Genomic DNA, 15,442 nt, shown 5'->3' with positions numbered 1-15,442 from the left:
TTGCACGCGTTATGCCGGCCGGGGGGCGACAGATCGTTCGACCGGCAATCCCGCGGGCAGTGGGATCAGCCCTGGTCGATGGGCAGGGCGACGAAGCGCGAGCGGTTTTCGTTTTCCACCTGGAACAGCGCGGCCTTGCGACCGTCCTTGGCCGCGGCGGTGATGATGCGGACGACGTCCTTGGCGTCCTTCACCTCCTCGTTGTTGACGGCGAGGATGACATCACCGGCCTGCAGGCCGCGATCCTCGGCGGCCGAGTCGGTGGCGACATCGGTGATCACCAGGCCATTGCCGTCTTCCGCCGGCGTCACGGTCAGACCGAAGCGGTCGAGCGTGGTGTCGGCGGCGGCCGGCGCATCCGGCTCGGCTGGCTGGTCAGGCGTCGCCGCGGCCATTTCGGCGGGAAGCGAGCCGAGATCCACCTTGACGTCGCTGCTCTTGCCGTCGCGCCAGACGGTCACGTCGACCGACTCGCCGGGATTGAAGGCGGCGATGCGCTTGGCGAGGTCGCGGGGGTCCTTGACCGTGTCACCGTTGACGGCGGTGACCACGTCGCCGGCCTTGATGCCGGCCTTGGCGGCGGGGGCATCATCCTGCGGCGCGGTGACCAGCGCTCCGGTGGCTTCGGCCAAGCCGAGCGATTCGGCGATGTCCTTGGTCACCGGCTGGATCTGGACACCGAGCCAGCCGCGCTCGACCGAACCGCTCTTGACCAGATCCTGCACGACAGCCTTCACCGTGGACGCCGGAATGGCGAACGCGATGCCGACATTGCCGCCCGACGGCGAGAAGATGGCGGTGTTGACGCCGATGACTTCGCCGTTGAGGTTGAAGGTCGGGCCGCCGGAATTGCCGCGGTTGACGGCGGCATCCACTTGGATGAAGTCGTCATACGGGCCGGCGCCGATGTCACGGCCGCGGGCCGAGACGATGCCCGCCGTCACCGAGCCGCCGAGACCGAAGGGGTTGCCGACGGCCACCACCCAGTCGCCGACGCGGACCGACTTGTCGTCGGCAAAGCCGACATAGGTGAACTTGCGGGCTTCCTCGACCTTGAGCACGGCGAGGTCGGTGCGCGAGTCGCGGCCGATGAGCTTGGCATCAAGCTCTGTGCCGTCGTCCATGATCACGGTGAAGGCGGAGCCGTCTTCAACCACGTGGTTGTTGGTGACCAGGTAGCCGTCCTCGGAGATGAAGAAGCCCGAACCCTGGCTGACCGGACGCACGCGACCGGGGCGGTCCATGCCCGGGCCCTTGGGGCCGTGGTCACGCTCGGCGCGCCTGTCATGGTCGCGGCCCCGGCCCTCGGGACCGCCGAAGCCCTTGTTGAACTGGTCGAAGAAGCGCTTCATCGGGTTGTCGTCCGGCAGGTCTTCGAGACCCTTGCCGTTGAATTCGAAATTGAAGCCGCTGTCGGAAACCGGCTTGACTTCGGCCTGGACGCGGACGGAAACCACGGCCGGCGACACGCCTGCGACGACATCGGCGAAGCTCGGGGCCTGAGGCGCCTCGACCCGCACAGCGTCGGCGAGCGCAGGAGCCGTCGTGACCGGCATGCCGGTGGCAAGCATCGCTGCAGCCATGCCGGCAATGGCAGTGGTGGTCAGGAGGCGCTTGGGGGAAATCCGGAAGGTCTTTGACATCTGTCATCCTCTTTTCAATTGGTTCACCGGAATACCGGCGTCCAGAAACAGATAGAGGGTGGGCGGTTACGGCAACCTTTCCGGATCATTAAACCTTGGTAATGTTCGCCGGGCTGCGGCTGTCACTGCACCCGGGTGACGATCGTCGACCGCGCTTCGAGGGTGCGGTGGACCGGGCATTTCCCCGCAATCTCGACCAGCTTGCGGGCCAACTCCGGGTCCGTCCCGCCATCGACCGAGATGATCCGCTCGAACCGGTCTATCTTCCCCGTGCCGGCCCGCTGCTCTTCGGTGCATTCAAGGCAGTCGGCCATGTGAATCCGGGCGTGCCGGACCTCGACGCTGATCAGGCCGAGCTCAAGCTTCTTGGCTCCGGCATACATGCGCAGCGTCATCGCCGTGCAGGCGCCAAGTGCCGCGGCCATGAGATCGTAGGGCGAGGGTCCGGTGTCGGAGCCGCCGACCGCTTCGGGCTCATCGGCCATGAAGCGGTGGATCCCCGCCTGGACGACGACCTGAAAACGCCCCTGCCCGGTCTCCGCGACTCGAACGTCCTCGACCGGCTTGGCGTCCTGGGCCTCGTCGGGCGCCAGGTAGCGCGTGGCCCAGGCACCGATTAGCCCGGCCGCGAAGGCGGCGTCGGCGGGCGAGGTGAGCAGGTGGTCGGCGCCATCGAGCGAGACGAAGCTCTTGGGATGGCGGGCGGCGGCGAATATCTGCGCGGCGTTGTCGATGCCCACCGCCTCGTCGAGCGGCGCATGCAGGATCAGCAAGGGCACCCGCAGCTCAGCGATGCGGGCGGCCAGATCGGTGCTTCGGGCGTCCTCGATGAATTGCCGGCGGATCGTGAAGGGGCGGCCAGCGAGGGAAACCTCGGCCTCGCCATGGCGCTCGATCGCCTCGGCCTGATGGCCGAAATTGTGCAGCACATGGCTGACATCGGCCGGCGCGCCGATGGTGGCGACGGCCTTGACTCCGGGCAGAGCCGAAGCGGCGGCCAGCACCGCGGCGCCGCCGAGCGAATGACCGATGAGGATTTCCGGCGCCCCGCGGTGCTCGGCCAGCCACTCAGCCGCCGCGACCAGATCCTCGACATTGGAGGAGAAGTTCGTCGAGGCGAAATCGCCTTCGCTGGATCCCAGGCCGGTGAAATCGAACCGCATGACGGCGATGCCGGCCCTGGCCAGTTCGGCGGAAATCCGCCGCGCCGCCAGACTGTCCTTGGAACAGGTGAAGCAATGGGCAAACAGCGCCCAGGCGCGAACGGCGCCATCGGGGATGTCCAGCCGGGCGGCGAGTCGGGCTCCGGAATGGCCGGAAAACTCTGCGCGCTGCGTGACTGCGGTCATGGCATCTTCACATCTTTTGACGGCTGGCCGTCAGGTGTCCGGATTGCGGTCGGCCAGCAGTCGGGCGAGTTCCTGCTGCTCGGCCTCGCTCAACCGCGCGGCCCCGGCATCGACCGCCCTGGATCGGCCGCGCGCGCCGGCCAGCAGCGCCAGCGCGCCCGCCAGCAGCATCATGACCGGCGTGCCCCACAGCAGCCAGGTGCGGACCGAAAGCCGCGGCTTGAGCAGCACGAATTCACCGTAGCGAGAGACCACGTAATCAAGCACCTCGCGGTCGCTGTCTCCGTCGACCAGCCTCTCGCGCACCAGCAGCCTGAGATCGCGGGCGAGCTCGGCGTTGGAATCATCGATCGACTGGTTCTGGCAGACAAGGCAGCGCAACTCGGCGGAAAGCGCGCGGGCGCGCTGCTCGAGCACCGGATTGTCGAGCATTTCATCGGGCGTCACCGCGCCGGCGGCGGCGAGCGAACCCAGCAGCAGCAGCAGTGCGAGACCCAGCGGCCGGAGCGACCGGATCATGCGCCCGCCTCGACCGTGCTTGCGCGCCGCGGTGTCCGGGCCCGGTTCGGCGCGCCGACCCGGAGCCTGCGGTCGCTCAGCGACAGCACGCCGCCCAGCATCATCAGGATGGCGCCGTACCAGATGCAGGTGATCCAGGACTTCCACCAGATCCGCACCACGAGGCCGCCATTGGACTCGGGGTCGCCGAGCGAGATGTAGAGCTGGCTGAGGCCGAAGGTGACGATGCCCGCTTCGGTGGTCGGCATGCGCCGGGCCGGATAGAAGCGCTTGGCGCTCGACAGCCGCGCCACCTCGACGCCGCCCCGGCGGATCGAGAATTCGCCGGCCTGGGAGGTGTAGTTCGGACCGTTGACGTCGCGCATGCCCTCGAATCGCACCGCATAGCCGCCCGCCTCGGCGGTGTCGCCCGGCTTCATCGCCGTGACCAGTTCGGTCGAGAAGACGGAGGCTGCCACCACGCCGATGACGGTGATTCCGAGGCCGGCATGGGCCAGCGCGGTGCCGAAGGCGGCGCGCGGAAGGCCCTTGAACCGACTCCAGGCGATGGCCGCGGATACGCGCCCGATGCCGATGCGGCCGCCGAGATCGGTGAGCGCGCCGCCGATGACGAAGACGCCGAGCGCGATGCCGAGCGCGGCCAGCACCGGCGCGCCGGTGTGCATGTAAAGCACCGCGAGACCAACCAGAAGGGCGGCACCGACGGCGAGATAGAGCCGCTGGGCCACGCCGGCCAGATCGGCGCGCTTCCAGGCAAGCAGCGGCCCGAAGGGGGCGGCGATGAGCAGCGGCACCATCAGCGGCCCGAAAGTCAGATTGAAGAACGGCGCCCCCACCGAGATCTTGGTGCCGGTGGTGGCTTCGAGCAGCAGCGGATAAAGCGTGCCGACGAGCACGGTTGCCGCCGCGGTGGTGAGGAACAGGTTGTTGAGCACCAGCGCGCCCTCGCGCGAAACCGGCGCGAACATCCCCCCCGACTTGAGCGCCGCGGCGCGAAAGCCGAACAGCGCCAGCGCGCCGCCGATGAACAGGATCAGGATGCCGAGAATGAACACGCCGCGCGCCGGGTCGGTGGCGAAGGCGTGCACCGAGGTGAGCACGCCGGACCGCACCAGGAAGGTGCCGAGCAGCGAGAACGAGAAGGTCAGGATGGCCAGAAGCACCGTCCAGATCTTGAGCGCCTCGCGCTTTTCCATCACCAGCGCCGAATGCAGCAGCGCCGTGCCGGCGAGCCACGGCATGAAGGAGGCGTTCTCGACCGGATCCCAGAACCACCAGCCGCCCCAGCCCAGTTCGTAATAGGCCCAGTAGGAGCCCATGGCGATGCCGGCGGTCAGAAACGACCAGGCGGCCAGGGTCCAGGGCCGCACCCAGCGCGCCCAGGCCGCGTCGATGCGCCCTTCGATCAGCGCGGCGATGGCAAAGGAGAACGAGATCGAGAAACCGACATAGCCGAGATAGAGCAGCGGCGGATGAATGGCGAGACCGATGTCCTGCAGCACCGGATTGAGGTCATTGCCCTCGAGCGGCGCCGGGCTCGCGCGCAGGAACGGGTTCGACGTCAGGAGCACGAACAGCAGGAAGGCGGTGGTGACCCAGGCCTGCACCGAGAGCACATTGGCCTTCAGCGACTCCGGAAGATTGCCGCCGAACGTCGCCACCAGCGCCGAAAACAGCACCAGGATGGTGATCCACAACAACATCGAGCCCTCGTGGTTCCCCCACACGCCGCTGATCTTGTAGATCAGCGGCTTGAGCGAATGCGAGTTCTCGACCACGTTGATGACCGAGAAATCGGACACGACATAGGCGTGAACGAGGGCGAAGAAGGAGATCAGCACCAGCACGAAGGAGGTCACGGCGGCGACCGGGCCCACCGCCATCATCGACGTGTCCCTGCGCCTGGCGCCGACGAACGGCACCGTCGACTGGATGATGCAGGCCGCCAGCGCCAGGATCAATGCGAAATGGCCCAGTTCGGTGATCATGCCCGTTTCCCTCGGCCATCGGCCCTTGTCGATTGCTCGGTCAGTTGCTGCCCTGAGGCGTCACGCCCGGCGTCGCATCGCCCTCTTTCCAGACGCCCTGCGCCTTGAGCGCATCGGCGACCTCCTTGGGCATGTAGTTCTCGTCGTGCTTGGCCAGCACCGAATCGGCGATGAACTCGCCGGTCGTCTGGTCGAACACGCCTTCGGTGACCACCCCCTGGCCCTCGCGGAACAGGTCGGGAAGAATGCCCTTGTAGCTCACATGCACGGCATTGGTGGTATCTGTCACCTTGAAGGTCACCGTCGTGTCCTGGCCGCGGATCACCGAGCCCTCCTCCACCAGCCCGCCCAGCCGCACGCGCGCGCCGGGCGTGACCGTCTGGGCCAGCACGTCGGTGGGTGAATTGAAGAACACGATCTGCTCGCGCAGCGCACTCGTCACCAGGGCGACCGCGGCGACGATGAAGACTGCACCTGCGGCAATGATGGACAGGCGTTTCTGCTTGCGGGTCATGGGCTCTCCGTCACTGCTCGAGCTTCAGTTCGGCGGCCAGATCAGACAACTGCGCTGTTTTGGCGGCGTCATCGGCGAAAGCGGACCTGGCGCGCGCCAGCGCGGTTTTCGCCGCAGCAGGGTCGCCGAGCACCGTGTAGGAGCGGACCAGCCGCAGCCAGCCCTCGATATTGTCGGGATTGTCCGTGAGCCGGGCATCGAGGGTGGCGACCATCGAGCGGACCATCTCCATCCTGTCGGCCGGAGTCATGTCCGCGGCCGCAGCCATGTCGGCCTGGCTCGGGTTGCCGGGCGGCTGCGCGCTGGGCAGGGCGGACGCATCGGGCACGATGAACGGCGCGGGGGCGGTATCGGGCGCCGGCTGAGCGGCCTGCGGGATCATCACTCCGCCAAGCGTGGCATTGGCGTTGGGCGCCAGTTCATCGGCAAGCCTGGACAGGGAGGTCTTCTGCTCGCTGTCGTCGGGGAAAGCGGCGAAGCCGCGCGCCAGCGCCGCCTGGGCGGCCGACGTATCGCCCAGCACCTGCTGGCTGCGGATCAGCCTCAGCCAGCCCTCGATGTCGTCCGGATTTTCCTTGAGCCGCGCTTCAAGCCCGGTGACCATCGAGCGGATCATCGCCAGGCGATCGGAGGGCGCCATGTCTGCGGCTGCGGCGATGTCGGCCTCGGAGGGACCGCGCAATGCCAGTTGCGGCCCGGTGGCCGCGTCAGGCCGTCCGATGGCGGCGATCTGGCGTTCGATGGCCGACAGCCAGGGCGCGTCGGGCGGCGAGCGGTCGGCGAGCGCCTGGAAGGCGGCGATGGCTTCGGCCTTGCGACCTTCCTGGGCAATGGCCACGGCCAGGTAGAAGGACGGACGCGGATCGCCGGGATCGAGCTCGCGCGCGCTCTGGAACACCAGCCGCGCCTCGTCGGTGACGACGCCGTCAGAGGCCGAGACCAGCGCTTCGCCGAGACCCGCCTGGCGGTCCGAGGTCGGACCCAGCAGCGAGATCGCCCTGCGATAGGCATGGGCGGCGTCTTCGAGCCTGCCGGTGCGCAGATAGATCGGACCCAGCACGTCCCAGCCGCGGCCGTCATCTGGGTTTTCTGCAAGATGCTGCTCGGCCTTGGCGATCAGGACGCCGATATCGTCGCTGGCCGTCGGATTGGCCATCCGCGCCGCCAGCGGCTCGCCGCCATTGCCGGGACTGCCGAGCCGCAGATAGGCCGAAAGCGCGATGGCCGGAATGAGAATGACAACGGCGGCCATCGCCAGCCGCGTCGCGCCCCGCCGCGAGGCAGGCGCGGCCCCCTCCTCAGCCTCGGCCTTGCGGGCGGCGGCGAGCAGGCGGCGGCTGATTTCTGTCCTGGCGACATCCGCCTGGGACGGTTCGATGGTGCCGGCGGCCAGATCCCGCTCCACCTCGGCCAGCTGGTCGCGATAGACTTCGGCGTCATGGCTGGCGGGAGCGGTGACGGTGGCGCGCGCGCGCATGAGCGGCCCCAGGAGGGCCAGCGTGGCGACGGCGGTCATGGCGGCGGCGAGAACCCAAAACAACATGAGGCTTCAATATCCGAGCGTCGGCTGTTTTCCAACAGCATTCGGCCATATGGCGCGGCCATGGGGCGTTTGGTCGCGAAACGGGCGTTCAAGAGCGAGGATCCAGCAACACGAGCCCGGCGCCGGACAATTGTCCAGGAGATCGGGATATCGAATCAACCGGACGGAACGGTCAGGTGAGCGGCGTCCAACTGCCATCTTCGTTGCGGCATGCCGCACCCTGGCCAGCCACGCTCGCGCCGTTGAGCACCGCGGAATGGGAATACTGACGGCAATTCTGCTGACCGACCTGATAGGGGGTGGCCGCAGTCACCTTGCCCGACGCCCGGCCGTCCGGACTCTTCCAGGCAACAGACTGGCCGCTCGGCGTGGCTTCCAGCGCGCGATATTCGGCTTCCAGCGCGCGGGTCCTGTCGGCATTGGGCAGGCCGCCGAGGGCAACGGGAGGCAGCACCCCGCCGTTGAGCTGGGCGAGAATCGACTCGGACTGCTGGTTTTGCGAAACACCGCCGCCGAGAGGTCCGAAGGACAGGGGCGAAACCGAAGTCGGACCGGTCGAGCAGCCGGCAGGGATGGCAAGAGCCAGCAGCACGGCCGTCAGCCCGGCCTGTCGAGCCCTGGGGATTGTCATTGTTCCACTCCTTCGTCGGCCTCCGACAGTCGCGGTCCGGCCAAGATCGATGTTCCACCCTGCTGTGGCGTCAATATGGCAACGCGGCACCCACGCTGCAACCGCCGGGATCCATCGCCGTCATCACGATCAGGAGAGGAGCGAGGGCAGCAGCAACTGCGCCGACAGGCCACCGGACGCGCTGCGGTCGAGGCGGATGCGTCCGTGGTATTCGGCCGAGATTTCCGAGACGATGGACAGGCCGAGCCCGGTGCCCGGCTTGCTCTCGTCGAGGCGCCTGCCGCGCTTCATGGCCTCGGCCATCTGCGGTTCGGTCAGGCCCGGACCGTCGTCGTCGATGGACAGCGAAATCCAGCCGCGGTCGGCCGCCGCGCCGTCGGGAGCCGGGGCGGGACGCAGTCGCACCTCGACCCTGCCGCGGGCAAACTTGGCGGCATTTTCCACAAGGTTGCCGAGGATTTCCTCGAAATCCTGCTGCTCCATCGAGACGATCGCGTTGCCGGGGGCAATGTCGGCCACGAACTCCAGTTCCGGATTGAGCTTGCGCATCACCCGCACCAGCCGTTCGATCGACGGCCGGGCCTCGGTGCGGGCCAGCACGCTGCCGCGCTGCGCGGCGATCCGGGCGCGGTCGAGATAGGTCTGCACCTGGGCCTGCATGGTGTCGGCTTGGATGCGCACCAGCTTGCCGTGAGCCTCTGTCATGTCCTTGGATTCGTTGAGCAGGACGGCGATCGGGGTTTTTAGCGAATGGGCGAGGTTGCCGACCTGCATGCGGGCTCGGTCGACGACGCGCCGGTTCATCTCGATGAGCGCATTGACCTCGCCTGCCAGCGGCGCGATCTCGCGCGGGAACGCGCCGGTGAGCGCGTCGGCCTCCCCCGCCCGGATGCGGCCGAGCGCGCGGCTGACATCGTCGAGAGGCTTGAGTCCGTAAAGGATGGCGAGCGCGTTGATGACGACGCTGCCGATGCCGAAGAGGGCGAGCGCAAGGAAGAGCCGGCCCGAGAAGGCCGCCACGTCGTCCTCCAGCACTTCGCGGTTGCCGGCGACTCGAAACCGGGCGGCGCCGTTGACCAGGTCGACCTCCGTCTCCACCACCTCGAGGGCGTTGCCGGAGGCGTCGCTGGCCGAATAGGCGCGGATGTAGCGCGAGTCGAAGGGAACGGCGGCCAGGCTGGGGGAGGCAATGTCGTCATTGCCGATCGATACCGAGGCAAGCCGCGCGGCGGTCTTGCCGCCGACGGCAGGCAGCGGATCGACAATCCAGATCCAGCCGCTCCCGGGTCGAGCGAAGGCGAGATCGCCCAGTTCGGGGTCGCCGCTGAGCCGGCCCTCAGGATCCATCGAGACCGCGTTGATGACGCTGTTGAGCTGGGCGCGCAGCAGATCGCGGAAGGCGCGCTCGCTGCCGGTGCGGTAGAGCGCCTGGATCACCAGCGCGATCACCACCAGCGCGATGACCGCCCAGACCGTGGCAATGACGAGAACCCGGGCGGTAAGCGAGCTAGCCCGCATTGTCCGGCGCCTGCATCCGGTAGCCGAGGCCGCGCACCGTCTCGATCAGATCGACGCCGATCTTCTTGCGCAGCCGGCCGACAAACACCTCGATGGTGTTCGAATCCCGGTCGAAATCCTGGTCGTACATGTGCTCGACCAGTTCGGTGCGCGAGACCACCTCGCCCAGATGATGCATCAGATAGGAGAGCAGCCGGAACTCGTGCGAGGTCAGCTTCAGCGTGGTGCCGTTGACGCTGGCCTTTGACGCCTTGGTGTCGAGTCGGACCGGGCCGCAGGCGATTTCGGACGAAGCCAGGCCGGAGGCGCGGCGGATCAGGGCGCGGATGCGGGCCAGCACCTCCTCGACATGGAACGGCTTGGTGACATAGTCGTCGGCGCCGGCGTCGATGCCCGACACCTTGTCGCTCCAGCGGTCGCGCGCCGTCAGGATCAGCACCGGCATCAGCCGGCCCTCGGCGCGCCATTTCTCCAGCACCGTGATGCCGTCCATCTCCGGAAGACCGATATCGAGAATGGCCGCGTCATAGGGTTCGGTGTCGCCGAGGAAATGCCCCTCCTCGCCGTCGAAGGCGCGATCGACCACATAGCCCTGCTCCACCAGCGCCTCGCAGAGCTGCCGGTTCAGGTCCTTGTCGTCCTCGACTACCAGTATGCGCAAGGTCGGATCTCCGTATGGGGGTTCGGGCGGCGGGCAGGCCGCAGTTCATTCTCGAACGGTCACGGTCTTCTTCTTCGGCCGCTCGTTGCCGTTTCCCGGAATGAGCACGGTCACCTGGCAGACGGTGCCGCCGCCCTGGCTCTTGGCGGAGACCGAGAGCACCTGGCCGCCGGTCTGCGCCGCGACCTGGCTTGCCGCGCCCGAACAGTCGCCCGCGAGCGCCGGGTGGGCGGCCAGCGGCGACAGCGCCAACAGGAGCGCCAGCAGGGCGGAATGGAGGAACGTCCGGGTCATTGTCGGGCCTTTGGGCATTGCGTGATCGAGCATGACTGTCTCAATAGCGAAACCTGCCTGAACGAGGCATGAATGGAAAGGGGAATTCGGCGGAGCAGCAGGCCCGCATATACCGAATGTGCTGTCGCTCAGAACTTCTTGGGAAGACCTGCGTCCTTCAGGATCGCATTGGCCGTGTGTCGGCTTTTCAGATTGTGCGGCACCAAGATGATCTTGCCGGTGCCCGTGTGTTTCCATTTCTCATGCGAACCCTTGGCATTCTGAACATATCGAAAACCCGCTTCGGCAAGTGCCTGGCATACGGACAGATAGTAGCCAGGAGCCACCTCAGGCGACAGCCAGCTTTGTGGCATCTGGCCGCTCCCAGAGGATGGCCGGGATCAGATCGCGGAGAGGACGCGATGCCAGATCCTCCTCTGACACATGATTGGCAACAATCAGATCAATCGCTGCGTCATGCATCACGGCCTCGAAGGCCTCGATGGTCTCCGCCTCAATGTGAAGTCCTTCAATATCGCTCTCCGAGACGAAGACCTTCGCCTCCGCATCCCAAAGGGCCTTGACCGAGAATGTCCGTTGCAAAAGTCACCCCCTGCCTAGCTGAGGCATGCCGCGCGACGCTGAAGTCGTCATGCGCCCGGCTTGCGCATCAGTATAAGGCAGGAGGTCGCCGATTTCCAGCCATGCCACATGGGAGGCGCGGCGCACCCTCACCCGATGCGGTTCTTCGCCGACACCCGGCCGTAGAGCGCCAGCAGCCCGCCGATCGTGCCGGCGAGGCTGACCGCCGCGTCGGCCAGCTGGCCCTGATCCTCGAGGCCCAGCTCGATGCCGCCGACGCGCACGGCCGACGCGGCCACCGCGATCAGCGCGCCCCACACGGCCTTCGACTGGTACCATGGCTTGATCTCGTTCATGTCGTCTCTCCTTCGGTTCACAGTGAAACAGTCGCCGTGCGGGCGATCCCCCACGGCACATGCCGCCCCGCCTGGCTGACGCGGAACGTCAGCTCGGTGAGGCCGTCGCCGGCATCGGCGAGTTCGTCGACCGTCTGGTAGAGCCATTCCGGCGCCTCGGTTTCCGCGCTGCGGACCACCGCGCCGCCCGAGAGAATCTCGATACGGTAGCGCTCGAAGCCCTCGGCGTTGCCGATCTCCACCGGCGTCCAGCTGTCGGCGCCGATGCGGTCGCGCCGCACCCAGCTCACGCGAATGCCCGCCGCGTCGCGGCGGGCCCGCGGATGCGCCGGCGCCAGCGGCATCAGCGCTCTCAGCCCGCCGGCAAAGAGCTGCGGCTCCGCCTCGCCCGGCGGCTGCCCGGCAGCATCGACGACATAGTTGCGGGCAAGCCCCGCCGCGTCGGCGGCCAGCCCCAGCGGCCGCACCGCGGCGTCGAGGAGCACGAAGCGCGCGCCCATCTCGGCGCCCGCCCGCATGGCGTCGCCGCTGCCGGCCTGGCCGCGCAGCAGCCGTTCCAGCCGCCAGCGGCCCGGCGCCGTCTCCGTGGCCGCCTCGAACTGCAGCACCTCCCAGGTCCCGGTGGCCGAAAGCACCGCCGCCGCATTGCCGCCATCGAGCAGCGCCGCGCGCGACACGCTCGACAGCCCGCCGAAATCGAGATCGAGCTCGAGCGCATGGCTGCGGTCGACGACGCCCTCCAGCCTGCCCGGCGGCAAGGCTTCGGCCAGTGTCCCCATGCGCGCCGGTATGTCGAGCCGCACACGCTCGACGAAGCCTTCGGTCTCGACCGAACTCGAGACCACCAGCGGACGCCAGGGCCGGACATGGCCGGCGGCGCAGGCCCATCCGGTCTCGTCTTGGCCGGTGATCAGCGGCAGGTCCATCAGCACCAGGTCCGGGGCAAAGCCGAAGCTCGCCGCGTCGGAGGCGCGGGCATCGATCGCCGCGCCGTCGTCGCGCGCCGGCAGGGCCACGTGGCCCACCGCCTCCACCCGGCGGCTCACGCCGTCCTCGACGCGGAGCACCCGGAAGCGCCCGCCGGGGGCGCCAGCGAGCGTCAGCCGGACGATGTCACCTGCCTCGATGTCCGGCCTGCTCGGCGGCAGCGCGAAGCTCAACCGCCGTCGTCCGGCCCAGTGGTCGCGCAACCAGTCGTCCGCCGTCCGTCGCGCCAGTCCGGCATCAAGCGCCGCCGGCAACGCCCACTGCCGGAGATTGGGCGGCCCCGACAGCCGCCGCGAGCGCGCGCTGGCCGGACCGTGGTCGATGTCGGGATCGATGAAGCCGATCACCGCCTCGTTGGCGAGCTCGCTCTCCTGCGCCCGCGTCTCCTCGGCGAGCGGTCCATCAACCGGGTCGGCGATGACCGCGAGCGCCTCGGCCGCCCGTCCGCCGCGAAGCCGCGAGACGAAGACCAGGCCCCCCGGCCCCTCATGGACGTCGATGGCGAAGGCGTCGATGAGCGGGGCGAGCAGCGCACGCGCCGAACTGGCGTCGCCCGCCACATAGCCGGACACGGCGCCGTCGACGCCACTGACGTCGAAATCGGCGAATCCCGCGTCGGCGAGGATGGCGCCGATCAGTTCGCCGAGATCGGCCGTGCCGAGCCGGCCGTTAAGCCAGTGGCCGGTGCGCCAGTGGCCGCCGTCGGCCCAGAGGTCGGCGCGCGCCGGAAACGCCGGATAGGGCCGCGCGTCCCAGGCCCAGAGATGGATGCGGCCGGTCTCGACCATGCCGTCGGCATTGGCGGGCCCAGCACAGTGGTCGAGATGGGCGGAGAGAAAGCCGCGCTGCGCCGCGTCGTCGTGGGCGCCGGTGGAAAAATGCGGCAGCCCGCCCTCCGCCGATTTCGGATCCGGAAACACATTTGGCTGGCCCGCCGCCTTGTCGACGGCCGGGCAGCCGAGTTCGGTGAACCAGACCGGCTTCGACCGCGGGACCCAGGCGGTCGGTTCGGTCCGTTCCGCGCCGCCGACCCGGTCGAAATGCGGGTTCTGCCACCAGCCGCGGATGTCCTTGACCCGGTAGACCCAGTCCTTGCCGGCAAGGCCGTCGCCGATCGGCGTGCGCAGCCGGTCGGCGCGCTCTCCCGCGTCGCGGTAGGACCAGTCGAATCCCTCGCCGCCTTCGATCGCCGCCCTGAGCGCCGCCCGGTCGTTGGCGTGCACCGCGCCGTCCGGGTTGCCCGCGTCGAGGTCGCCGTCGCGCCAGTCCGACAGCGGCATGTAGTTGTCGATGCCGACCGCGCCGATGGCGGGGTTCGCCCACAGCGGATCGAGATGGAAATGCACGTCGCCCGAACCGTCGTCGGGCCGGAAGCCGGAATACTCGCTCCAGTCGGCCGCGTAGGTCACCGTGGTCGCAGGTCCCAGCATCGCCTTGACGTCGGCGGCGAGTGCCGCCAGCGCGTCGACAAAGGGAAAACCGCCCTCGGCGTTCCTGAGCCGGGTCAGGCCAACCATCTCCGAGCCGATGAGGAACCCGTCGACGCCGCCCGCGGCCTGCGCCAGCCCGGCATGGTGCAGGATCATCCGCCGGTAGCCGGCATCGATCCCGGCGCGCCAGCCGACCGCGCCGTCCGCGACATGGATGTCGTCGGGCGCGGCAGTGCCGCAGAGGGCGGCGATCCCGGCGTCGATCGCCACCGTGCCGTCGGGGCTGCCCGGCCGCCCGGGCGCCGGAATGCATGTCAGCCGTCCGCGCCAGGGCAATGCCGCCTGTTCGGCCCCGCCATATGGATCCGGCAGGCCGTTGCCGGGCACGATGTCCATCAGCACGAAGGGATACAGCACCACCTCGAGGCCGCGTGCCTTCAGATCGGTGATCGCCTCGATGACGGCGCGGTCGTCGGGCGTGCCGCCATAGGCGGGCGAGCCGTCGATGCGGCCGACCCGCCGCGCGGTGGCGCGCGTCAGGTTGCCCACCCGCCAGGTCCGGCTCTCGCGCGGCCGCGACGACACCTCGACCGAAGGATGAAATTCGCAATGCCCGGCGCGCAAGTCGGTGCCCATCCAGGCGGTGACCAGCGCCACCGATTTCAGATTCGGACACAGCGCCTGCACCTCGTCGATGGAGGCCGTCCAGTCCGTGTCGGCGCGCTTCGAATTGCGGTTGAGCCAGCGCTTCTCGCCGGCGCGCGGCCGCTCCGACACCGGGGTCGGCGCATAGCCGTGCTCGGTGGCGCCGGGGATGACGGCCACCGCCTCGATGCGCTGTTCCAGCCCGCCCACGGCGCGCACCACCTCGAACTGCAGCATCGGGATGCGGTTGCCGAAATCGTCAAGCGGCAGGCGCTCGAACACCGCATAGGCGAGCCCGCGCCACGCCGGAGCCCGGCCCGCGCCCTGCTTGGCCTCGATCAGCGGATCGGGCATCTGCGACGCCTCGCCGCGATGAATGCGCATCTCGATGGTGGTGAGGTCGAGTTCGCGGCCGTCGGCCCAGACGCGGCGCACCAGTCCTATCGGGCCTTCGCACAGCCCGACGGCAAAATTGCCGTGATAGTGATAGGTCTCCACCTTCGGCCCGCCCTTGCCGCCCTGCCGCTCGCGGCTGACCGTCTCCTCGAACCGCGTCGCCCAGATCAGCGTGCCGGCGATGCGCATGGTGCCGTAGACGCGCGCGATCGGCGCGCCCTCGTCGGCGGACGGAATGCGGGCGCCGGACAGTCCGCGGCCGCGGATGGTGCGGGTGGAGGCGATCAGGCTCTGGTCGATCAGAGAGCCGGCGAGCGCGCCCGCCGCCTGGCCGATCGCCGCCCCCACGGGCCCGAAAATGCCGCCCAGCGCGGCGCCCGCCGCCTGCAGGAGAATGACAGCCATGA

The 15,442-nt window shown here is 68.6% G+C and carries 14 protein-coding genes; all 14 read right to left on the bottom strand.

The genetic code is table 11. From position 1 onward, the window contains the following. Positions 1-65: 65 nt before the first annotated feature. The 14 genes from DFR52_RS10925 to DFR52_RS10860 all read right to left on the bottom strand — a co-directional run bounded on the left by DFR52_RS10925 (position 66) and on the right by DFR52_RS10860 (position 15,440). Complete coding sequence (locus DFR52_RS10925; protein WP_110031932.1) at positions 66-1,643, bottom strand: Do family serine endopeptidase; 1,578 nt, start codon at positions 1,641-1,643, stop codon at positions 66-68. Positions 1,644-1,765: 122 nt separating this feature from the next. Then, positions 1,766-2,992, bottom strand: coding sequence for a bifunctional alpha/beta hydrolase/OsmC family protein (locus DFR52_RS10920; RefSeq protein WP_110031931.1), 1,227 nt, complete (start codon positions 2,990-2,992; stop codon positions 1,766-1,768). A 30-nt stretch (positions 2,993-3,022) separates the two neighbouring features. Next, complete coding sequence (locus DFR52_RS10915; protein WP_110031930.1) at positions 3,023-3,511, bottom strand: cytochrome c-type biogenesis protein; 489 nt, start codon at positions 3,509-3,511, stop codon at positions 3,023-3,025. Further along, positions 3,508-5,499 carry a heme lyase CcmF/NrfE family subunit gene (locus DFR52_RS10910; RefSeq protein ID WP_110031929.1) on the bottom strand — a complete coding sequence of 664 codons (1,992 nt, stop codon included), beginning with the start codon at positions 5,497-5,499 and terminating at the stop codon, positions 3,508-3,510. Before DFR52_RS10910 ends, DFR52_RS10915 begins: the two co-directional genes overlap by 4 nt. A gap of 40 nt (positions 5,500-5,539) precedes the next feature. Continuing rightward, positions 5,540-6,013, bottom strand: coding sequence for a cytochrome c maturation protein CcmE (gene ccmE / locus DFR52_RS10905; protein WP_110031928.1), 474 nt, complete (start codon positions 6,011-6,013; stop codon positions 5,540-5,542). A gap of 10 nt (positions 6,014-6,023) precedes the next feature. Continuing rightward, positions 6,024-7,556, bottom strand: coding sequence for a c-type cytochrome biogenesis protein CcmI (gene ccmI / locus DFR52_RS10900; RefSeq protein WP_110031927.1), 1,533 nt, complete (start codon positions 7,554-7,556; stop codon positions 6,024-6,026). Between the two features lie 172 nt (positions 7,557-7,728). Next, positions 7,729-8,187 (bottom strand): RT0821/Lpp0805 family surface protein, encoded by a 459-nt coding sequence (locus DFR52_RS10895; RefSeq protein WP_110031926.1) that lies wholly within the window; start codon positions 8,185-8,187, stop codon positions 7,729-7,731. Positions 8,188-8,316: 129 nt separating this feature from the next. After that, on the bottom strand, positions 8,317-9,705 hold the full coding sequence (locus DFR52_RS10890; RefSeq protein ID WP_110031925.1) for a sensor histidine kinase: 1,389 nt from the start codon (positions 9,703-9,705) through the stop codon (positions 8,317-8,319). Further along, positions 9,695-10,366 (bottom strand): response regulator transcription factor, encoded by a 672-nt coding sequence (locus tag DFR52_RS10885; RefSeq protein ID WP_110031924.1) that lies wholly within the window; start codon positions 10,364-10,366, stop codon positions 9,695-9,697. The genes DFR52_RS10890 and DFR52_RS10885 overlap by 11 nt, the downstream gene beginning before the upstream one ends. 45 nt (positions 10,367-10,411) lie before the next feature. After that, on the bottom strand, positions 10,412-10,693 hold the full coding sequence (locus DFR52_RS10880) for a hypothetical protein (protein ID WP_280954188.1): 282 nt from the start codon (positions 10,691-10,693) through the stop codon (positions 10,412-10,414). A gap of 95 nt (positions 10,694-10,788) precedes the next feature. After that, a complete protein-coding gene (locus tag DFR52_RS10875) occupies positions 10,789-11,013 on the bottom strand; it encodes a type II toxin-antitoxin system HicA family toxin (RefSeq protein WP_110031923.1) in 225 nt (74 codons plus the stop codon). Then, positions 10,988-11,242: a DUF1902 domain-containing protein gene (locus DFR52_RS10870; protein WP_110031922.1), complete on the bottom strand. Its 255-nt coding sequence runs from the start codon at positions 11,240-11,242 to the stop codon at positions 10,988-10,990. Before DFR52_RS10870 ends, DFR52_RS10875 begins: the two co-directional genes overlap by 26 nt. 128 nt (positions 11,243-11,370) lie before the next feature. Then, positions 11,371-11,577 carry a hypothetical protein gene (locus DFR52_RS10865; RefSeq protein ID WP_110031921.1) on the bottom strand — a complete coding sequence of 69 codons (207 nt, stop codon included), beginning with the start codon at positions 11,575-11,577 and terminating at the stop codon, positions 11,371-11,373. Positions 11,578-11,594: 17 nt separating this feature from the next. Continuing rightward, the gene (locus DFR52_RS10860) at positions 11,595-15,440 is read right to left on the bottom strand and encodes a baseplate multidomain protein megatron (protein ID WP_110031920.1); all 3,846 of its coding nucleotides are present in this window, start codon (positions 15,438-15,440) and stop codon (positions 11,595-11,597) included. Between the last annotated feature and the right edge of the window lie 2 nt (positions 15,441-15,442).

Source organism: Hoeflea marina (genome assembly GCF_003182275.1).
In the GTDB taxonomy this organism is placed as follows: domain Bacteria; phylum Pseudomonadota; class Alphaproteobacteria; order Rhizobiales; family Rhizobiaceae; genus Hoeflea; species Hoeflea marina.
The sequence above is the reverse complement of the archived record's forward strand: the minus strand, read 5'-3'. Positions and strand labels throughout refer to the sequence as shown.